Origin of the sequence: Rhizobium sp. BK602 (genome assembly GCF_014195095.1) — a bacterium.
Classification (GTDB): Bacteria; Pseudomonadota; Alphaproteobacteria; order Rhizobiales; family Rhizobiaceae; genus Rhizobium.
The window spans coordinates 120,598-140,971 of sequence record NZ_JACIBC010000012.1; the positions used below are offsets into that span (position 1 = coordinate 120,598).

Below are 20,374 nucleotides of genomic sequence, written 5' to 3' on the forward strand. Positions count from 1 at the left end.
GCGCCACCCGGATCAGAAAGGGTCATATGATGGCAACAGTGCTCTGCGTACTCTACCCCGACCCGATTACGGGATACCCGCCTGACTATGCCCGGACGAGCCTGCCGCTTCTGACCGGCTATCCGGCAGATCGAGCGCTTCCAACGCCGGCGGGGCCGCTGGGGTTCAAACCCGGTGAGCTTTTGGGATCGGTGTCAGGCGCTCTCGGTTTGCGCCCCTATCTGGAGGAGCATGGCCACCGGCTGATCGTGACGTCGGACAAGGACGGTCCCGACTGCGAATTCGAGAGATGTCTGCCGGAGGCGGACATCGTCATCTCACAACCCTTCTGGCCTGCCTATCTGACAAGGGAGCGGATCGCGAGGGCGCCCAAATTGAAGCTTGCCGTGACAGCCGGCATAGGGTCCGATCATGTGGATCTGCAGGCGGCGGCAGAGGCGGGGATAACGGTCGCCGAAGTCACCGGTTCGAATTGCATCAGCGTAGCCGAGCACGTCGTCATGATGGTGCTGGCGCTGGTGCGCAACTATCTGCCCTCGCACGAGATCGCAGTCGATGGCGGCTGGAACATAGCGGATTGCGTTTCACGCAGCTACGATGTCGAGGGAATGAATTTCGGTACGATCGGCGCCGGCAGGATCGGGCTTGCCGTGCTGCGCAGGCTCAAACCCTTCGATCTGCGCCTTCACTACACGCAACGACACAGGCTTTCGCCGGAGATAGAATCCGAACTCGGCCTTACCTTCCACCCCGATGTCCGCTCACTGGTGCAAAGCGTCGATATCGTCAATCTGCAAGTGCCGCTCTACCCCTCGACAGAACACCTGATAGACGCGGAAATGCTCAAGGCGATGAAGCGGGGCACCTACATCGTCAATACCGCGCGGGCCAAACTGGTCGATAGGGACGCCATTGTCCAAGCCATGGATTCAGGCCACATTGCCGGCTATGCGGGTGATGTCTGGTTCCCGCAGCCCGCGCCACGCGACCATCCCTGGAGAACCATGCCCTATAACGGCATGACGCCGCATATCGCAGGCACGTCGCTTTCCGCCCAGGCACGTTACGCGGCAGGCACGCTCGAAATCTTGCAGGATTATTTTTCGGGAAAACCTATTCGCGAGGATTATCTTATTGTCGAGGGAGGCGGTCTCGCCGGCACAGGCGCGCGTTCCTACAAATTGACGTAGAAAGCTACAGGTCAAGGACTTTGGCCTGCGCGCATCAATTGTCATTCCTCGCCCCGCAAGTCAGGCGTGGCGCGACACTTAAAGGACGTAACGGATAGATTATGGCAGCAGACGAAACAAAACCAACCCCGCAGCCTGTCGTCGCGCGCCTCACGCGCGCGGCGATTTTTCTTGTTCTCACCATCAACCCCGGCCGCGAAAGCGAGACGGCGGTGCGCTCCATGTGTGGGGATCTCGCCGGTCTGCTTCGTGCGGTCGGATTTCGCGATCTTGACGGTCGTCTCTCCTGTGTCATGGCCTTCGGGTCCGATATGTGGGACCGCCTGTTCGATGGGCCGAGACCGAAAGACCTGCATCCTTTCAAGGAGATTCACGGCGTACACCACGCGGTTTCCACACCGGGTGACGTGCTCTTCCACATCCGTGCGGCGCGCATGGATCTCTGTTTCGAGCTGGCGATGCATATCATGTCGCGGCTGGGCGACGCGGTGGCGAGCGCGGATCAGGTGCAAGGGTTCAATTATTTCGACGATCGCGACCTGATCGGCTTCGTCGACGGCACGGAAAATCCTGTCGATCAGGCCGCTCTTGATGCGGCAATCCTCGATGAAGAGGATCCGATTTTTGCCGGCGGCAGTTATGTGATCGTCCAAAAATATCTGCACGACCTGAAAAAATGGAACGCAATTCCCGTCGAGGTGCAGGAAGGGATTGTCGGCAGGAAAAAGTTTTCGGACATCGAGCTCGACGACAATGTCAAACCCAGCTACGCGCATAATGCCCTGACCACCATTGTGGAGAACGGTAAGGAGCTGGACATCGTCAGGGATAATATGCCCTTCGGAGACGTCGCGAAGGGTGAGTTCGGGACCTATTTTATTGGCTACGCTCGATCTCCGGCGCGCACCGAACAGATGCTCGTCAACATGTTCGTCGGCCGCCCGCCGGGGAATTATGACCGCCTCCTGGACGTCAGCCAGGCGATTACCGGTAGCCTCTTCTTCGTTCCATCGGCGACCTTTCTTGACAGTGTCGAGCCTGATGCCGCCCCGTCATCATCACCCGCACCTGCCCCGGCAGAGCAATCCGACAATACGAACTCAGCTCCCAGCAATGAAGACCCGGAGGGCTCCCTCGGGATCGGCTCTCTAAAAGATGAGGTTTGACATGGATAATCTTCACAGGAAACTCGCTCCTATTTCGCACAAGGCCTGGGAGCAGATCGAGGAAGAGGCGAAGAGGACGCTCAAGCGTCATCTGGCCGCGCGTCGGGTGGTGGACGTCGATGGGCCGAAGGGGCCCGAATTTTCCGCTACCGGCACGGGGCACCTCAAACAGGTCGAGAGCCCCGGCGCCGGTGTCCAGGCCTCCCTGCGTGAGGTCAAGGCTGTCGCCGAACTTCGCGTTCCCTTCGAGCTTTCGCGATCCGCGATCGATGATGTCGAGCGCGGCTCGGAGGATTCCGACTGGTCGCCGGTCAAGGAGGCCGCGCGCAAGCTTGCCTTCAGTGAAGACCGCGCCATCTTCGAAGGCTTTGCCGCGGCGGGTATCCAGGGAATTCGCGAGGCCAGCAGCAATCCCGCCCTGACCCTTCCCTCGAGCCTCAAAAACTATCCCGACATCATTGCCAAGGCGGTCAGCCAGCTGCGTCTTGCCGGCGTCCAGGGCCCCTATGCTCTGGTTCTTGGCGAAGAAGAATATACGGCCGCGAGCGGCGGCAGCGACGAAGGCTATCCGGTGTTCCATCACATCGAGAAGGTCGTCGATGGCGGGATCATCTGGGCGCCTGCGATCAAAGGCGGTTTTGTTCTGACCACCAGAGGTGGGGACTTCGAACTCGATCTTGGCCAGGACATCTCCATCGGCTATCTCAGCCATTCGGCGACAACAGTCGAACTCTACTTCCAGGAAAGCTTCACCTTCCGGATGCTGACCGCCGAAGCGGCGATCGCTTTGCTGCCTTCTCAGGCTGAGGCGGAAAAGAAAGCGTAGGAACTGACGAAAGGCGGCGCGATCATGAACGGCATTGCGTCATGTCGTCATTGTCGGAGCTGGCTTTGGCGCGGCGATACCGCCTCATTCGCGATGTGGAAAAGTCGCTCGTGATGCATATCGATGCGGATGATCGAATGCGCTGCGAGCGGCTGAAAGACGAGCCACGACGTTCAAAGCAGAATTGATTTCACCGGCACGGGCATTGGGGGAAGATTTTCTTCTCCCAGAGCCTCCCGCAAGGTGATCTCGATTGATTTGGCGAGTGCTGCAATCGGTAAGTCATTGGGCATGGTTCCGAATGGCATCTCCAGCTCATCTCCCAGGGCATCGAGCCCGAAAAACGTGTAAGCGATGATGCCGGCGGCCACCGGCGTGATCGGCCCCAGCATATTGGCAAGACCGAACGGCAGGAGGAAGCAGAAGAGGTAAGCGGTCCTGTGGAGAAGAAGCGTGTAACCGAACGGAACAGGTGTGTTCCGAAGACGCTCGCAGCCGGCGATCGCCTCATTCATTTCCGAGATCGTGCGGTCGAGAATGCCGAATTCAATGTCGGTAACATAGCCTTTTGCCGAAAGGCCGGCGAGGCACTCTCCCATCAGTTGCAGGATATAGTTGGGGGAATTGAATGATTTGAGCAGACCCACCCTTTCTTCCCTCGAGAGCAGGGTCTCGACACTGTCGCCCAATCGGTCGCCATACCTAAGGTGGCGCACGAGATCTTCAACGAGGGCGATGTTCAATTGGATCAACCGTTCGCGCTCTTTGGCTGCCTGATCGCCACTCTGCAGCAGAATGATGGTCTGGCGGGCAAGATCGCGGCTGCATGCAAGAAGGTGGCCCCAGAGTTTTCGTCCTTCCCACCAGCGATCGTAGCAGGCGTTGTTGCGAAAGCCGAGAAAGATGGAAAGCGTCAGGCCGACCAGGTAAAACGGCGCGCCGTCGACCAGCGGAACAAGCTCGGGATGCCGTGTGTGTGCCCACACGACGATAGCGGACATCAGCATGACAATGAGCACACGCGGATAGATCCGCCTGATCACCGATCCTCGAACCTCAAGAAAGAGACGGAGCAGGTTCGGAGTTTCCCGGACGATCATGTTTCACCTGGATGGCTTTGGATTTGCGTTGTGTGGCGAAGGGGAAGGCATCACCGCGGCAAGGGCGACGAAGCTGCTTCGACTGGCCTATCACTCCAGGTTTCTTCTGCAAAAGTCGTACCATTTCGAGCAGATAGCATTGTCAATGGCTTAGGGAGCGAAACTGCCGGGAAAACGGACAATTTGTCTGCGGAAATAGGACAAATTGTCCATGGAAAACAATAACATAAAGTGCTCTAATGACAATGGGAAATACTTGTGGAGCACGGGCTATGAGTGACGGTAAGGCGCAATATAAAACCTATAATCATCCGGCCGGCGGGTGGGGCGCAGCGGCCGCCACCGCCAAGGTGCTCCTCGAGCAAAGTGTCGTCACCAAGGGGTCGCGAGCGCTGCTCGCAATGAATCAGCCCGGCGGTTTCAAGTGTCCGAGCTGCGCCTTCCCGGATGCCGATTGCAAGAAGACGTTGGAGTTCTGCGAAAACGGCGCGAAGGCGCTGGCGCACGAGGCGACCAAATTCCGGGTCACGCGAGACTTCTTCGCCCAGCATACGGTCTCCGCGCTCATGGAGCAGTCGGACTATTGGCTGGAGATGCAGGGCCGTTTGACGGAACCGATGCGCTACGACGCCGCGACCGACAAATACGTACCCTGCGATTGGGATGCTGCCTTCGCCACGATCGGCAAGCATCTGAGGTCGCTTGAAAGCCCCCATCAGGCGGAGTTCTACACCTCCGGGCGCACACCGAACGAGGCCGCCTTCCTCTATGCGATTTTTATCCGGGCCTTCGGCACCAACAATTTTCCCGACTGTTCCAACATGTGCCACGAGCCTACCAGCCGCGGTCTGCCGCCTGCGATCGGCGTCGGCAAGGGCACGGTGATCCTCGAGGATTTCGAACATGCCGAGGCGATCTTCGTCATCGGGCAGAATACCGGCACGAACTCGCCGCGCATGATGACGAACCTGGTCGAGGCGCGAAAGCGCGGCGTTCCGATCGTCGCCGTCAATCCCATGCCGGAACGTGCGCTGATCCGCTTCACCGAACCGCAGGATATGATCCAGATGGCGACATTCGGCTCGACGCCGATCGCCAGCGAATTCGTTCATATGAAGATCGGCGGCGATCTCGCCTTTCTCAAGGGCATTATGAGGGTGATCTTCGAACGCGAGGCGAAGGGCGAAAAAATTATCGACTATGCTTTCATCGAGAAGCATACCGTTGGGCTGGACGCCATTCGTGACGAGGTCATGACCCATGACTGGTCCGAACTCGTCAAGGCCTCCGGGCTGGAAGAAGATCAGATCCGCCGCTGCGCCGAGATTTATATCCGCTCGCGTGCGACGATGATCTGTTACGGCATGGGTCTCACCCAGCACCAGGACGGATCACGCCTGTTGCAGCAGGTTGCAAATCTGCTGCTGCTGAAGGGAAATTTCGGAAAGCCGGGAGCCGGGATTTCGCCGATCCGCGGACATTCGAACGTTCAGGGTGATCGCACCGTCGGGATCGATGAGAAGCCGACACAGGACTATCTCGACCGCGTCCGGGACGTCTTCGGTTTCGAACCGCCCCGCGAGCACGGCCATCATACGGTCGAATCCGTGGAGGCGATGGAGAACGGGACCGCCAAAGTCTTTATCGGCATGGGCGGAAACTTCGTTCGCGCAATCCCCGACACCGAGCGTTCCTATGCGGCCATGAGCAAGCTTGCGCTCACGGTCGGCATTACCACCAAGCTCAATCGCGGCCACCTCGTTCACGGCAAGGAGGCGCTGATCCTTCCGGTGATCGCCCGGTCGGAATGGATACGCACGTCGGCCGGCGAGCAGTTCGTGACGATCGAGGATTCCATGTCGAACGTCACGGCCTCACGCGGCGTGCTGACGCCGGCCAGCGAGCATCTGAAGCCGGAGGTCGAGATCGTATGCCGAATGGCAATGGCGACGCTTCCCGACAGCAAGATCCCGTGGGAGACCTATATCCACGACTATAATCTGATCCGTGACAAGATCGCGGCCGTCTATCCCGAGATCTACACGGACTTCAACGAGAAGATCAAAAATCCAAAGGGCTTCCACCTGGATGTTCCGCCGCGCCGGCTTGTCTGGCCCACGCCAAACGGCAAGGCGAATTTTCTGATGCTGCCCGGCCTGGAGGTGAACGCACCGGTCGCCGACCCGGCCATGCTGAGGCTTGCGACCGTTCGCTCGCACGATCAGTTCAACACGACCATCTACAGCTACAACGACCGCTATCGCGGCGTCTACAATGACCGCATGGTCCTGTTCATGAACGAGGACGATCGGAAGCAACGCAATATCGAAGCGGGCGCACGCATCTCCCTGGAGACGATCACCGAGGACGGCGTGCAGCGTCGGGTCGATGGTCTCACGGTGCTGGATTATCCGATGCCACGCGGTTCGGTTGCCGGTTATTACCCGGAACTCAATCCGCTTCTTCCACTCGAATATTACGACAAGATCAGCGGCACTCCGGCGGCGAAGTCCATTCCGGTCAGGGTACTCGCGGCATAAAAACCACCAGGAGAGGACACTTTCGAACCGATCGTTAGCCAGGGAGATGGAAGTTGCTTGAGAACCTAGACGCGGTAATTCTAGCGAGAGCCCAGTTCGCATTCACTGTCTCGTTCCATTTCATGTTTCCAGCCTTTTCGATCGGGCTTGCGAGTTTCCTCATGGTGCTCGAGGCGCTCTGGCTGCGGACGGGGGACGGCGTCTATGCCAATCTCTACCGTTACTGGCTGAAAATCTTCGCGGTCGTCTTCGGCATGGGCGTCGTCTCCGGCGTGGTCATGTCCTACCAGTTCGGCACGAACTGGTCTGTGTTTTCTCAAAAAGCAGGCCCGGTCATCGGGCCGCTGATGGCCTACGAGGTGCTCACGGCGTTTTTCCTCGAAGCCGGCTTCTTGGGAGTGATGCTCTTTGGCATCAACAAGGTCGGCAAAGGGTTACACTTCTTTGCCACTTGCATGGTGGCTCTCGGCACCCTCATTTCGGCAACCTGGATCCTCTCGGTCAACAGTTGGATGCACACGCCGACCGGCTTCGAGATCAATGCGAGCGGACAGTTCGTGCCGGCGGGGTCCTGGCTGGCGATCATATTCAATCCGAGTTTTCCCTATCGCCTCGTGCATACGGTCCTTGCGGCCTATCTGACAACGGCGTTTGTCGTAGGTGGCGTCGGGGCCTGGCATCTGCTCAAGGACCGTTCCAATCGCGGCGCTCGGAAAATGTTCTCGATGGCAATGTGGATGGCGGCAATCGTCACCCCGATCCAGATTTTCGCCGGCGACGCGCATGGTCTCAATACGCTGGAACATCAGCCGACCAAGATCCTCGCGATGGAAGGGCATTATGAGGCCCATGCCGAGGGAGCGCCGCTGATCCTCTTCGGTCTGCCGAGCAATGAAGAGGCGCGGGTACGCTATGAGATCGCCATACCGCATCTCGGATCGCTGATCCTCAAACACGATCCTTTTGCACCGATGCAGGGATTGAACGACTTTCCCCGCGACCAGTGGCCGCCGGCGCCGATCATCTTCTGGTCGTTCCGCATCATGGTGGCGCTCGGATTTGCGATGCTTGGCATCGGCTTGTGGAGCCTTCTCGCCCGCTACAAGCGAAAGCTCTATGAGTGGGCGTGGTTGCATCGGGCCGCCGTGTGCATGGGGCCTGCTGGATTTGTCGCCGTGATCGCGGGCTGGGTCACGACCGAGGTCGGCCGCCAGCCATTCACGGTCTACGGGCTGTTGCGAACGGCCGATTCGCATTCGCCGCTCGCCGCCCCCGCCGTCGCGGTTTCGCTTCTCGCGTTCGTGATCGTTTACTTCTTTGCCTTCGGATCCGGCATCTTCTATCTGCTGCGGCTGATGTCCAAGCCGCCAGAGCCGCATGAGAGCGAGCCGCCCCAGGTCCCGCAGCGTGCCGCCGGGATTACGCCCGCCCCGAGTCTCGGTGCCGCGCTGCCATTGGAGGATTGATCATGACCGAATATCTGGATCTTACTATCGTCTGGGCCATGATCATCGGCTTCGCGGTCTTTGCCTATGTCGTCATGGATGGTTTTGACCTTGGGATCGGCATATTGTTCCCGACATTTGCCGTGGGTGACGAACGCGATCAGGCAATGAACTCGATCGCGCCCGTCTGGGACGGGAACGAGACGTGGCTCGTCCTTGGGGGCGGTGCGCTCTTTGCGGCCTTCCCGCTCGCCTATGCGATCATTCTGCCCGCCACCTATCCGCTTGTCATCGCCATGCTGCTGGGATTGGTGTTTCGCGGCGTGGCCTTCGAGTTTCGTTGGCGCCATCCCCGGCACAGGGCATTCTGGGATGCCGCTTTTTCGCTCGGGTCCCTGGTTGCCGCGTTTTCGCAAGGCATCATGCTGGGTGCGATCCTGCAGGGGGTCCATGTCGAAAATCAGGCCTATGCCGGTGGTTGGCTCGATTGGCTGAGCCCTTTCAGTCTCCTCACCGGTGTCGCGCTGGTGATCGGATATGCGCTGCTCGGGGCTTCATGGCTGGTCTGGAAGACGGAAAGCACCAGCCTGGCCAATGCCCGCAAATTGGCGTTCTGGCTCGGTATCGCAACGCTTGTTTCTCTGGCTGCGGTGAGCATTGCCACTCCCTTTCTCACTTACGACTACTGGCGCCGCTGGTTCGCGATGCCGGGAGTGCTGCTGACGGCGCAAGTTCCGCTTCTTGTTCTAATTTCCGCCGCCCTGTTTTTCTGGAGCCTGAGGCGCGGCATGGAACGGGTGCCGTTTGTCATGGCCCTGGCGATCTTCCTGCTGGGGTTTGCCGGGCTCGGCATCAGCATCTATCCCTATATCGTGCCTCGATCGGTAACGATATGGGACGCCGCCGCGCCGCCACAGAGCCAGTGGTTCATGCTGGTCGGGGCGATGATCATCATCCCGATCATCCTGATCTACACGGCCTGGGCCTATTGGGTTTTCCGCGGCAAGGCCGGCGTCCATGGATATCACTGATGCAGGCTGAAACCTCCTCGATCTGGAAGCGTCTCGGCTGGATGGTCGCGATCTGGGCCGCCAGCGTCGTATCGCTTGGAATTGTCGCGTTTCTGCTTCGGCTGATCTTGAAAAGTGACGGCTGAGCCGCGCGAGGGACGCGCGGGTATTGTGGAGGCGGTTGCGTGTGGATGGCGACTTGATGAACTATATAACAAACTGCTCCGCCGGTGACGATGGTGCTCCGATCAGTCCGGATGCGGCGGCGGCCAGAGCAAGAGCGCTGGTGCCGCCCGTAACCCAAACCGAGTACCTCGACCTTTCGGCGGCGACAGGCCGGGTGTTGGCGCAGGCACCGATAGCTGCAACCGCAGTCCCGCCTTTCGACAATTCAGCCATGGACGGTTACGCGATCAAGGCCGGTGAATTGATTGGCATCGGTCCCTGGACCGTGCCGGTCATCGGCACGGTCGCCGCCGGAACAGTTGCCCGACCCGAAGCCGGCGCTACAGGCGCCGTGCGTATTCTCACCGGAGCGGCCCTTCCACACGGCTTCGATACCGTCATCATGCAGGAGCGATGCGAACGCAAGGGAGATGCCGTGACCATTTTCGAGCGGCCTCGACCCGGACAGAATGTCAGGAGGGCAGGGGAAGACGTCGAGAAGGGCCGGATGTTGCTCCAGACCGGCGATGTTCTGACGCCCGAGCGCTTGGCACTTCTCGCGGGCGCCGGCGTGGCGAACATTCGCGTGTTCCGGAAAATTCGGGTGGCGATCCTATGTACGGGATCGGAACTGAGGTCTGCGGGCGAGCCACTTGGAGCAGGCCAGATCTATAATTCGAACGGGATCCTTGTCAGTTCGACGCTGCTCGGACATGCCTGGATCGAGTTGGACGACCTGGGTATTGTTCGGGACGATCGGCAGATGTTGACGGATGTCATCCGAAAGGCCTCGAGGAATTATGACGCGGTCATCACCACCGGGGGTGTTTCTGCGGGTGACGAGGATCATGTCGCGGCTGCGGTGATTGAAAGCGGCGGCTTGCTGGATGTCATGAAGGTCGGGATGCGGCCCGGCAAGCCGCTCAAGGTCGGTCGCATCGGGATCAGCCTTTTTGCTGGCCTGCCTGGAAACCCGAACGCCGCACTGGTCTGTCTGCGATATATCGTTCTACCCGCCTTGCGCAGAATGGCGGCCATGCGCGAATTCGAGACGAAATGGTCTCCTGCGGTCGCTGCAACCGGGTATCCTAAAAAGCCGGATCGGACTGAATTCGTGCCGTTCCGAACGGTAGGCCACACGGCCGACGGTCTTCAGAGAATCGAGTTCCTTGGAAAAGGCTCCTCCGCAAGCCTGTCAGCGATTGCACTGGCCGAAGGGATTGCCCGATTGCCAAGCGATCTGGCGGCGATAGAGCCCGATGCCTGGCTTGACGTAGATTTTTTCAGACGCGGATAGGCGCTGCGTCAAGAATCGAAGCACGCGGCTTCCCGGCGATTTCGATACCACTGGATGATTCACAAAGGGGCATTCTTTGTCGATAATGCAATTCTTAAGTCCGGATCGAATTTCGGGCGCTCTTTTGCTCGCTGGCTTCTTCATCGTCCAGGGACTGATCCTGTCCTGGCTGGTGCGAAAAGTCCTCCAGGCCGTGCTGCGTCATGATCAGACTGCCCGCGTCGACGAGATCACCCTCTCGTTTCTGAGCCACCTTGCGATCCTGCTGATCTGGGTGCTGCTGGCGACGTCTTATGCCCACCTGATTCCCGCCTTGAACAAGCTTGGCACTGCCCTCCTGGCCGGCGTAAGCTTGGCGTCGGTGATCGTCGGCTTTGCTGCACAGGCCACGTTGGGGAATCTCGTTTCCGGAATCAGCCTTGTTCTCTACAAGCCCTTCCGGCGCGGCGATCGCCTGCAAATTCAGGCTCCAACTGGCCTCGAAGTGGGAGAGGTGGAGGATATCTCCCTCGGCTACACGATCCTGAGAACCGACGATCAGCGGCAGATCATCATCGCCAATTCGACCATGGCGCAACAAACGATGATCAAACTGTCGGAAACCTCTCGGCAGAATTCCTCGAAGAGCTGAGGGTGAGGGAGCGGCGGCGAAGCCAGCGATTATCCGATAGTCGCAGTGTGAACCTGCGGTCCCTCGGGTGACGTCGGCTCCCTGAGTTCACATCCGCAGGACATTTTGGCCGTGCTGGTTTCGACAAATTGTCCTTCACTGATGCGTATGAAGTGTAAGCTATTGATTTATATGAATGAATGCAATGGCATGCCATTTGCTTATGTTATCTTGCAAAGCTTCTGATGCCTATTGGGCAAAGGAAGCCAACTGCGATTGATCTTGATCAACGTATCCCGCGGAATTGCAGCCGGGCGAGACTGCCCAATGTAGTGTGGAGGATGATAAAATGTCCAAGGATCATGACAGAGCATCGCACGGATCACAGGATGCCCGGCGTCATAAGATCAATGATCAGACCCGCGATCAATGGCTCGATAGGGACAACGACCTTCAAGCCGCCTGGCGTGCCTCCGGTCTGTCTCGAGAGGAATTTATCCGGCAGAATCAACGCCTGATCGACAAGGCTATCGGTGAAGCCCCTGATTGGGATCGATAGAGACATCGCCGCTGAAACCGTTCAAGCTCGGCCGCACGCGACGTCCAGGCGATGCCGGATATCAGGCGCGTTGCGTGCGGTCGGAGGCGCAGGGTGTCATTAAAACAGCGAGTTGACCATACGGGCGGCGTTTTCGCCGATCTTGCGAAACGGCGACCGTGTTTTCCACGCGTCCAGATCCAGAACCTCGGCCTTTTCCATATAACCGCGCTGGATCGCGTCGACGCGTTCAATGGAATCCGCATCGTAAAGCAGCAGACTGGCTTCCTCGTTTAACTGGAAAGAGCGCAGGTCGACATTGCTCGATCCCACGATGGCGAGGGTGCCGTCGATGCCGACATTCTTCGCATGCAACAGATAGTCGCGATAGAGATGGATCTTCACGCCAGCGCCGAGCAGATCCTCGTAATAGGAGCTCTGCGCTAGTCTGACGAGCCACTGGTCGACCACTTTCGACAAGACGATATCGACAGTCACGCCACGAATGACGGCCGTTCGCAACGCGCCGAGAATATCTTCATCCGGAATGAAGTATGGCGTCACCAGAACGATCCGTTCGCGAGCCTGATGAATTTGCCATACCAGCAGGGACTCAAATCCTTCGAGCCGATAATCCTCCCCGCTCGGCAGGAGTTGGGCCTGAGCGGACCCGGCCCGTTGGGGACGAAGCTGACCTTTCAAAGGCACTTCCCCCGTTTCCATACTCCAATCACCTCTTACAACGGCGTCCATCACGGCCACGACCGGACCTTCCGACCGCGCGACCAGTTCGTGGTTGGTGATCCCTTTGCGGAAGTTTTTCGCAACCAGGTTCTGTGAACCGGCATACCCGATCTTGCCATCGATGACGAAAAGCTTCCGGTGATTGCGCATGTCGCCACGTGAACGAAACCTGATGAAGCGCAGGGGGAGAGCTTCGCGGACCTGCACGCCCTGGGCTTGAAGCATTTGCAAGGTGCCGCGCCGCCATCGATGCGATCCGACCGGATCGAACATGACCCTTACCTCGACGCCACGGGCCTTCGCGCGTCCGAGCGCATTGGCAATCCTCTGACCGACGGAGTCGTCGGCAAATATGTAGACCAGCAGATGGACGAAAGATGTCGAGGCATCGATGTCCTCGACAAGCTTGTCGATCACCTCATCGTAATCGTCGATCAGCTCAATCCTGTTTCCGTCCGTGGCAGGGAAATGGCCCAGAGCCGTCGCAAGTTCGGCGACCGGCTGTTTTGTATCCGCAAACGCCAGGAAAGGCCTCACCGTATCGACCGTTGCATCGAAGAATGGTCGGAGGGATCGAAACCGGGCCTTCCGCCATTTTGGAAAGCGATCGTTTCCGATGGCGAGGAACAGAATAAGCCCGGGAATTGGCAGGAAGAAAATCAGCAGCAGCCATTCTCGGGCAGAGGAGGGAGATCGGCGTTGCGGTATGACGACGAGCGCACCAATGCGCACCATCCATTCGGCAAAGACCAACAATTCGTAACTCAGCTTCATTGTTCCTCCGATTGCCTGATGTCGCGTTGCCAGACCATCGGTCGAGCATGAGGCGGAGGCTTCCGCGAATGATTTTATGCATAAAGAAGCAATAAAATCAAATAATTGGTTCGTAATGCGGCGCGGTCGCAGTTGAACATTTTGTCCCCGAAATTGAGACATTTTGTCCAGGGGTTCGAATGCCAAAGGATTAAGGTCTTGGGCCCTTCGCCGTTTTCCTGGGGGAATGCCTTCGAGTCGACTGCTGCCTAGCCGATATTGCCGGATGCGAAACAAAAAGCTCCCCGGCAGGGCTGTCGGGGAGCTTTCGAGACCGTTGCCGGTGGGACGGCCTGCCTATTTGAGCGAGATGACGCCGGATGCGACATCCGGCAGGGCGGGAATGATGCCGCTCTTGGCGTACCATTCGGCGATCTTGCCGATCTGCGCGACATCCGCCTCGGAGACGGCCTTTGTCGGCACGGCATTATTCTGACCGATCTTTTCGGCAAGATCAGCCGGCACATTCATCTCCTTGGCCCAAATGGCGCCGGCCTCGGCCTTGTTGGCGACGGCCCAGGCGTTTTCCGATTTGATCAGGTCGAAGATCAGCTGCAGCTGATCCGCCTTGGTTTTGGAAAACGCCTTGCTGGCGACGAGGACCACGGCATTGTCCGACCTGATGGCGCCGCCATCGGCGATGATCTTGCCGTCATAGGCTTTCTCGGCGATCGTCAGGAAAGGGTCCCAGGTCGCCCAGGCGTCGACGTGCCCTTGCTTGAAGCTCGGGCCGCTGTCGCTCGGGCTCAGATAGACGCGCTCGACGCTCTTTGCATCGACGCCATTGGTTTCAAGGCCGCGCATCAGCAGATATTCGCCCGTCCCGCCACGATTGACGGCCACCTTCTTGCCGGCGAGATCCTTGATCGAATTGATGCTGGAATCCTTCCCGACGACGATGCCTTCCGAACCGGGAGCCATCTTCTGATAGGCAAAGACGACCAATGGAATCTTCGCGGCCAGCGCGGCAATGGCGGATGTCGAGCTGCCGGCGGTGATGTCGATGCTGCCGGCGTTGAGCGCTTCGAAAGCCGGTGCCGCGGCCGGGAACGGACCGGCCCATTCCACCTTGATGCCTTTCTCGGCCAGTGTTTTTTCAAGCGTGCCACGCGATTTGGCGAGCGTGATGTCGTTGGGACCCCGCAGCCAGCCGATGCGCACCACCTGATCCGCCGCCTGAGCCGCTGGCGCCAGCATTGTAAGGACGGCCGTCAAAGCCATGGAGACGACGAATTGACGCTTGGTGATCATTGTTCCTGTTCCGATCTGCCAGAATGGCGTGCGTGAAAATGATGATGTCAGGCATGCGAGGGGTCGACGCCGAGCTCGCTTAGCAGTTCGGCTTCGATGCGGCTTGCTTCCGGGGCGCTGCGTCGACGCGGATGATCGAGCAAGACACGGATCTCCCTGGTAAAGCGGCCCTCGTCGAGGACGAGGATGCGGTCGGCCAGCGCGATGGCTTCTCCGATGTCGTGCGTGACCAGCAGGACCGAAGGCCTGTGTTTGCGCCAGAGGTCGAAAACCAGCCCATGCATACGCAGGCGCGTGAGCGCATCGAGGGCTGCAAACGGTTCGTCGAGCAGCAGAAGCTCCGGTTCGCGCACGAGCGCGCGCGCCAGGGCCGCGCGTTGTGCCTCGCCACCGGAAAGGGTGAGCGGCCAGGCATTCTGGCGATGCGAAAGGCCGACATCCGCCAGCGCTTGCGCCGCGATCAATCGTGAATCCCGGCGCCTGATGCCGAGGGTGATATTGTCGATGACCGTCTTCCAGGGCATGAGCCTCGGCTCCTGAAAGACGACGGAACGGCGGTCCGGAAGTCGCAATTGACGTGCCGGAGCATCATCGAGCCCGGCGAGGACGCGCAGCAGCGTCGACTTTCCCGAACCGCTGCGCCCGAGAAGGACGACGAATTCGCCGGCGGCGATCGTCAGGTCGATATTGTCGAGAATTGCTGGGCCGCCGAAAGAGCGCGTGAGGCCGCGAATGTCAACTGGAGCCGTCATGCGACCACCTGCGGGCGCCAGCGCAGCGCATAGGCTTCGATCAGCCGCACAAGTCCGTCCGTCAGCAGTCCCATGATGGCGTAGACCATGAGGCAGACGACGATGACATCGGTCTGCAGGAAGTCGCGGGCATAGGTGATGATATAGCCGATACCGCTCGACGCATTGATCTGCTCGCCGACGACGAGGCTGAGCCAGGCGACGCTGAGGCCGTAGCGGACGCCGACGAGCAGGGAAGGCAGCGCGCCCGGAATGATGATATGACGGATGATGCCGAGCGTTCCGAGCCCAAGCGTGCGACCGGCCTCTAGCAGCTTTTTGTCGATCCCGCGAATTCCGCCATGCAGCGTCAGATAGATCGGGAAGACGGCGCCGAATGCGACGAGGCCGATTTTCGGCGCCTCGCCGATGCCGAACCAGAGGATGAAGAGAGGCAGAAGCCCGAGAAACGGCATGGCCTTCAGCATCTGGATCGGCGGGTCGATGACGGCTTCTCCAAGCCTGGAAAGGCCCGACGCAAGCGCCAGGGCAACACCTGCGGCGAGCGCGATCGAGAAGCCGACCAGCACGCGCAGGAAAGAGACCGCAAGGCCCGTCACGAGCTCCCCGGACATGACCAACCGCTGCGCGGCGGCGAGGATATCGCTGGGTGCCGCGAGGATGCCCGGCGAAAGCAGGCCGGTCATGCTGGCGATCTGCCAGAGCGCAATGATGGCGACCGGAGAGACGAGGCGCGTCGCAAGCCGCAGGAGCCGGTCATTGCCAACCCGGTTCGGTGGGTTTCGATCAGCGGTCGAAATTTCAACCATGGGCAGGCTTTCCGCCGAGATCGCGATCAAACAGCGTCGACCATGTGAAATGCTTGCGTTCCGGGACCATACGCTCGACGGGCAGCCTCGGCAGTACGAGCTCCCCGAAACGATACGCCTCCTCCAGAAGCGGCATGCCGGAGAGGATGAACGTGTCGACACCCACCTTGCGATAGGCCTCCAGCGTCCGCACCACCGTATCCGGCGAACCGACGATGGCGGTGCCTGGCCCCGGCCGGACGAGGCCGATGCCGGCCCATAGGTTGGGGGAGATTTCCAGGTCGCGCAAATCGGCTGGCTTGATGCCGCCATGCATGGCGCTCATCCGCTGTTGCCCGATGGAATCCGTATTGGAGACGAAGCGCTGGTTGGCGGCGATCGCGGCGTCGTCCATCTGGTCGTAAAGGTCTGCGGCCGCGTCCCAAGCTTTCTCATCGGTCTGGCGGACGATGACGTAAAGACGGATGCCATAGTTGAGCTCGCGACCATGGGCTTCGGCGCGGGCTTTCACCTTTTTGACTTTTTCACCCATCTGCTCGGGCGTCTCACCCCATGAGAGGTAGGTTTCGACATGCTTGGCCGCGACCTCGATGGCGCTGTCCGAGGAGCCGCCGAACCAGAGCGGCGGCGGCTTGATGGCCGATCCGGCCGGAAGCGCGAGCTTTGCGCCTTCCGTCTGGAAATACTTGCCCTTGTGCGTAACGATTTCCCCGGCCATCAAGCGATGCCAGATGGTCAGGTATTCGTCCGCCATCAGGTAGCGTTCGTCATGCGGCAGCGTCATGCCGTAGGCGCCCAGCATCTTGGCATCGCCGGAGACGACGTTCAGCATCAGCCGGCCGTTGGAGAACTCCTGAAAGGTTGCCGCCATCTTTGCCAGAAGCGTCGGAGCGATGAGCCCCGGGTGGAAGGCGATGAGGAATTTCATCCGTTCCGTGTAGGGCAGTAGCGCGCCGGCAAGCGGCCAGACGTCATGAGCGCCGGTCGCAAACAGCGCACCGGTGAAGCCCAGATGGTCATAGGCCTGGGCGAGCTGCTTGTAGTAGCCGTAGTCGATCGTGCGCGATCCCTCGGGCTTCCATGGATAGGCGCCGTCCGGTGCGCACATGTACCAGAGCACGTTCATCTCAAAATCTCTTCGTCGCTTGCTGTGTCTATCGTCAGTCTGGCCGGCAAATCGCCATGGCCGAAAAGCGTATCGGCTTCCGTCTGCTGCTCCCGCAAGAGCGCCGGCAGGGCGGCAATCGCTTGCCAATTTCGCTCGGAGACCACGCGCGTCCAGGCTCGCCGCTCCGTCTCGTCCCCTCCCGCCGCAAGCAGGGCCGCGGCCTTTTCGGGATCGGCTGCGATCTCGCGGCCGAGATGCTGCAGCTCGCCGGCAAATTCCTGCATCGTCTCTTTGGACAAGCCGCGATCCCGGATGGTCCAGAACAGCGAGCGGTTGGGAATGAGGTCGCCGCAATAAGCGAGCACGCGGAACTCGCCGCTGGCGAGCGATTGCTCCAGATGTGGTGCCATGGCTACCCAGGCCGTGACCGTTCCGGCTTTCAGCGCTTCGCGCGATGGCACGGGTGCCATGTCATGGCGCTGGATATCGGTCAGTTTCAAGCCGCCCTCTTCAAGCCGCTTGGCCAGGAAATAGGTCAGGAATGACCCATCGACCAAGGCAACCGTGCTACCCTTCAGGTCGGCGATCTTGTCGATGCCTGCCGTCTTCGAGACAAGGATCGCGCCGTTTGCCGGGCGGGGCGACGAAGCCGCGACATAGGTGACCGAAAGTCCCGATGCCGCTGCGAGGATGGGCGGAGTAGAGCCGGTTCCGCCGATGTCGAATTCGCCAAGCCGCAGCCTGTCGGCCGTATCGCGTCCTTCGAGATAGCCGACAAATTCCGGCTTCATGCCGGCGAAGGCACCGGGCCAGAGTGATGCAAGCCGAAGGTGCAGATTGTTTGGATGATGGCCGATCCTGAACGCCAAGAGGTTCACCGTGTTGATTGTTGTTATATAAATATATAGAATGACTCCGAAGCAGGCGACGAGAAATCCGACGCTGAAAATTCCGAAAGAGAGAGAAAATTATTCTCTTCGATCTTGGGGCTGAAGACGAATGACCAAAGCAGACGGCGGAAATGGAATTCGGCACAAGCCGCATGTGCCGAAGGTGAAATGTCGGGCGATCGGCGAGGCTTCCGATTTCATGAAGGCGATGTCCAATCCGGTTCGGCTGGCGATCCTGTGCGTACTTATGGAGGGAGCAAGAACGGTGGGGGAACTTGAGGAGATTCTCGACGTTCATCAGCCGACGCTGTCCCAGCAGATCGGCGAATTGCGCGATGCCGGGATCATCGCCGGCAGGCGCCTGACCAAGGCGGTGGTTTATCGCCTGGCGGACCCGCGCGCGGGCCAGATCATCGGGCATTTGCGGCTGCTGTTTCCTCATTCCGAAGCATCCGCGGTATGGCGTGGAACGCAGTTTGGGTCCGTGAACCATACCGATATGGCATGAGGTTTCGTTCTCGAACGGACAGTGCCGATAACGCGACCACGCAACGGCAGCATTGACGACGAACTGCTCAGATCGCAAAAGCAATATGGGCGGTATCTCCGCGACAATTGCATCGCACCAAACCACCCGGCGCGATCCTCCGGGCAACCGCCAATACTCACTCCATGTTACCGGTTACGCGAAACACGAAGGATTTTCCGGGAGAAATCCGGACATTCACATGCGCTGCGAGATCTGGGCGCCTTGTTTGTTCTATAACAGGATCTTATACCACCTGATCTGTTTGGTTTACGGGATTTCGGATCAAAAGTATTGAATACAATTCATCGTTGCGCCCCAATCATTTAAGCCTTAACTTTGGAAACTCGAACGTAAGAAGTCTATGCGATAGTCCATTGAGGGTGGTAATCCAGCAGGCCTTCATGGAACTGGCGATCATCTTCGTTCTTGTTGGCGAGGCGCCTTATGGCTTTCAATATAACTGAAATACCCCAGCCTCATACGATCGGTTCCAAGGAATTCATTCGCTTGCGGGAGCTGTTTGATCGATCGTTCAAGGCTGCCCGGATCGGGGTATGGGAATGCAGTCTGCCGGATCAGACGTTGAGCTGGACGGATACGGTCTATGAATTCTTCGATCTTGCTCCGCAAACGCCATTAACGCGCGATGAAATCACCAAGCTTTACACGCCGGAAAGCCTCAGGCAGCTTACCGAGGTTCGCGACAGGGCAATTCGCACCGGTGAAGGCTTCACCATGGATGCCCAGATCGTTACAGCAAGAGGTAACAACCGATGGATCAGAATAACCGCCTGCGTGGAATTTGCGAACGGCGCGGCTGCAAGGATATTTGGCGTAAAACAAGACATCACCACCGAGAAGATAATGGTCGAGCAGCTTCGTCATCTGGCGGAGCGCGATACCCTCACCGGACTGGCGTCTCGCACCAAATTTGAAATCTTCTTCAACGAGATATGCGCCGGCGGCAGCCAAAGCGCGCGGGCTCTGCTTTTGGCAGATCTCGATGGGTTCAAATCCGTCAACGATACCCTCGGACATCTGGCAGGGGACGACTGTCTGAGGGGCGCGGGTAGCAGGCTCTCGCGGGTAGTGCCTGAGGCCGATATGATCGCCCGTATCGGCGGGGATGAATTTGCGATCATCCATCCCTGTTCCTCGGCTGACGATCTTGCCGACATCGCCGCCCGCATCGTCAAGGGGGTCAACTGGACGATCTCGACGCCAACGAAGAGCATTCGGATTGCGACGTCTGTCGGGGCGGCCATCATCGTGCCCGGCCAATCACCCAAGGATATATTCGCGGAAGCGGACCATCTCTTGTACCAGGTAAAATCAGCTGGCCGGAATGGTTTCCGGATCGCGTCGCCGTCACTATCGGTATCCGGATCCATGTTGATTGACGATCGGGCATTCAATCGACGATTTTGACGGTTCACGTCAACTGCTTCCGATCTCCTGGGTTCGTGCTAGCGGAAGCAATCGACGGGGTGAAGCGCCTCACAGCGCCTTCTGGAGCTCTGGGAGTGCCTCGAAGAGGTCGGCGACGAGGCCATAGTCGGCGATCTGGAAGATCGGGGCTTCCTCGTCCTTG

At 59.1% G+C, this 20,374-nt stretch carries 19 protein-coding genes; 12 read left to right on the forward strand and 7 right to left on the reverse strand.

Features of this window, described 5'->3' with window-relative positions; all coding sequences use genetic code 11:
- Window positions 1-29 precede the first annotated feature (29 nt).
- The 3 genes from FHX11_RS28290 (at window position 30) to FHX11_RS28300 (ending at window position 3,182) form a co-directional block, all read left to right on the forward strand.
- The gene (locus tag FHX11_RS28290; RefSeq protein ID WP_184364267.1) at window positions 30-1,190 is read left to right on the forward strand and encodes an NAD-dependent formate dehydrogenase; all 1,161 of its coding nucleotides are present in this window, start codon (window positions 30-32) and stop codon (window positions 1,188-1,190) included.
- Between the two features lie 101 nt (window positions 1,191-1,291).
- Window positions 1,292-2,356 (forward strand): Dyp-type peroxidase, encoded by a 1,065-nt coding sequence (locus tag FHX11_RS28295; RefSeq protein ID WP_184364212.1) that lies wholly within the window; start codon window positions 1,292-1,294, stop codon window positions 2,354-2,356.
- A gap of 1 nt (window position 2,357) precedes the next feature.
- On the forward strand, window positions 2,358-3,182 hold the full coding sequence (locus tag FHX11_RS28300; protein ID WP_184364214.1) for a family 1 encapsulin nanocompartment shell protein: 825 nt from the start codon (window positions 2,358-2,360) through the stop codon (window positions 3,180-3,182).
- Between the two features lie 173 nt (window positions 3,183-3,355).
- On the opposite strand, the gene FHX11_RS28305 is transcribed toward FHX11_RS28300, so the two are convergent.
- Entirely contained in the window at window positions 3,356-4,282 is a 927-nt protein-coding gene (locus tag FHX11_RS28305) for a bestrophin family protein (protein ID WP_184364216.1), read from the reverse strand.
- Between the two features lie 272 nt (window positions 4,283-4,554).
- On the opposite strand from FHX11_RS28305, the gene FHX11_RS28310 reads away from it, so the two are divergent.
- The 7 genes from FHX11_RS28310 (at window position 4,555) to FHX11_RS28340 (ending at window position 11,908) form a co-directional block, all read left to right on the forward strand.
- Window positions 4,555-6,822, forward strand: coding sequence for an FdhF/YdeP family oxidoreductase (locus FHX11_RS28310; RefSeq protein WP_184364218.1), 2,268 nt, complete (start codon window positions 4,555-4,557; stop codon window positions 6,820-6,822).
- A gap of 53 nt (window positions 6,823-6,875) precedes the next feature.
- Window positions 6,876-8,288 (forward strand): cytochrome ubiquinol oxidase subunit I, encoded by a 1,413-nt coding sequence (locus FHX11_RS28315; protein WP_184364221.1) that lies wholly within the window; start codon window positions 6,876-6,878, stop codon window positions 8,286-8,288.
- Window positions 8,289-8,290: 2 nt separating this feature from the next.
- Entirely contained in the window at window positions 8,291-9,298 is a 1,008-nt protein-coding gene (gene cydB / locus FHX11_RS28320; RefSeq protein ID WP_184364223.1) for a cytochrome d ubiquinol oxidase subunit II, read from the forward strand.
- Window positions 9,298-9,423, forward strand: a complete 126-nt coding sequence (locus FHX11_RS28325; RefSeq protein ID WP_184364225.1) for a DUF2474 domain-containing protein — start codon at window positions 9,298-9,300, stop codon at window positions 9,421-9,423. Before cydB ends, FHX11_RS28325 begins: the two co-directional genes overlap by 1 nt.
- A 56-nt stretch (window positions 9,424-9,479) precedes the next feature.
- Window positions 9,480-10,739: a gephyrin-like molybdotransferase Glp gene (gene glp / locus FHX11_RS28330; protein WP_184364227.1), complete on the forward strand. Its 1,260-nt coding sequence runs from the start codon at window positions 9,480-9,482 to the stop codon at window positions 10,737-10,739.
- Window positions 10,740-10,863: 124 nt separating this feature from the next.
- A complete protein-coding gene (locus FHX11_RS28335; protein ID WP_246781181.1) occupies window positions 10,864-11,370 on the forward strand; it encodes a mechanosensitive ion channel domain-containing protein in 507 nt (168 codons plus the stop codon).
- 328 nt (window positions 11,371-11,698) lie between these two features.
- Entirely contained in the window at window positions 11,699-11,908 is a 210-nt protein-coding gene (locus tag FHX11_RS28340) for a hypothetical protein (protein WP_184364229.1), read from the forward strand.
- Between the two features lie 99 nt (window positions 11,909-12,007).
- Here the strand turns inward: FHX11_RS28340 and cls are convergent, their stop codons facing one another.
- The 6 genes from cls to FHX11_RS28370 all read right to left on the reverse strand — a co-directional run bounded on the left by cls (window position 12,008) and on the right by FHX11_RS28370 (window position 18,155).
- Window positions 12,008-13,405, reverse strand: a complete 1,398-nt coding sequence (gene cls, locus FHX11_RS28345; protein ID WP_184364231.1) for a cardiolipin synthase — start codon at window positions 13,403-13,405, stop codon at window positions 12,008-12,010.
- A 336-nt stretch (window positions 13,406-13,741) separates the two neighbouring features.
- A complete protein-coding gene (locus tag FHX11_RS28350) occupies window positions 13,742-14,695 on the reverse strand; it encodes an aliphatic sulfonate ABC transporter substrate-binding protein (protein ID WP_246781182.1) in 954 nt (317 codons plus the stop codon).
- A gap of 47 nt (window positions 14,696-14,742) precedes the next feature.
- Window positions 14,743-15,447, reverse strand: coding sequence for an ABC transporter ATP-binding protein (locus FHX11_RS28355; RefSeq protein WP_184364235.1), 705 nt, complete (start codon window positions 15,445-15,447; stop codon window positions 14,743-14,745).
- On the reverse strand, window positions 15,444-16,256 hold the full coding sequence (locus FHX11_RS28360; protein ID WP_184364237.1) for an ABC transporter permease subunit: 813 nt from the start codon (window positions 16,254-16,256) through the stop codon (window positions 15,444-15,446). The genes FHX11_RS28355 and FHX11_RS28360 overlap by 4 nt, the downstream gene beginning before the upstream one ends.
- Window positions 16,249-17,382, reverse strand: a complete 1,134-nt coding sequence (locus tag FHX11_RS28365; RefSeq protein WP_184364239.1) for an LLM class flavin-dependent oxidoreductase — start codon at window positions 17,380-17,382, stop codon at window positions 16,249-16,251. The genes FHX11_RS28360 and FHX11_RS28365 overlap by 8 nt, the downstream gene beginning before the upstream one ends.
- Window positions 17,379-18,155, reverse strand: a complete 777-nt coding sequence (locus tag FHX11_RS28370) for an ABC transporter substrate-binding protein (RefSeq protein ID WP_184364241.1) — start codon at window positions 18,153-18,155, stop codon at window positions 17,379-17,381. The genes FHX11_RS28365 and FHX11_RS28370 overlap by 4 nt, the downstream gene beginning before the upstream one ends.
- A 298-nt stretch (window positions 18,156-18,453) precedes the next feature.
- On the opposite strand from FHX11_RS28370, the gene FHX11_RS28375 reads away from it, so the two are divergent.
- Together FHX11_RS28375 and FHX11_RS28380 are read left to right on the forward strand one after the other, a co-directional pair.
- Window positions 18,454-18,762 carry a metalloregulator ArsR/SmtB family transcription factor gene (locus FHX11_RS28375; protein ID WP_246781183.1) on the forward strand — a complete coding sequence of 103 codons (309 nt, stop codon included), beginning with the start codon at window positions 18,454-18,456 and terminating at the stop codon, window positions 18,760-18,762.
- A gap of 465 nt (window positions 18,763-19,227) precedes the next feature.
- Window positions 19,228-20,211 carry a sensor domain-containing diguanylate cyclase gene (locus FHX11_RS28380; RefSeq protein ID WP_210292626.1) on the forward strand — a complete coding sequence of 328 codons (984 nt, stop codon included), beginning with the start codon at window positions 19,228-19,230 and terminating at the stop codon, window positions 20,209-20,211.
- Window positions 20,212-20,374 lie beyond the last annotated feature (163 nt).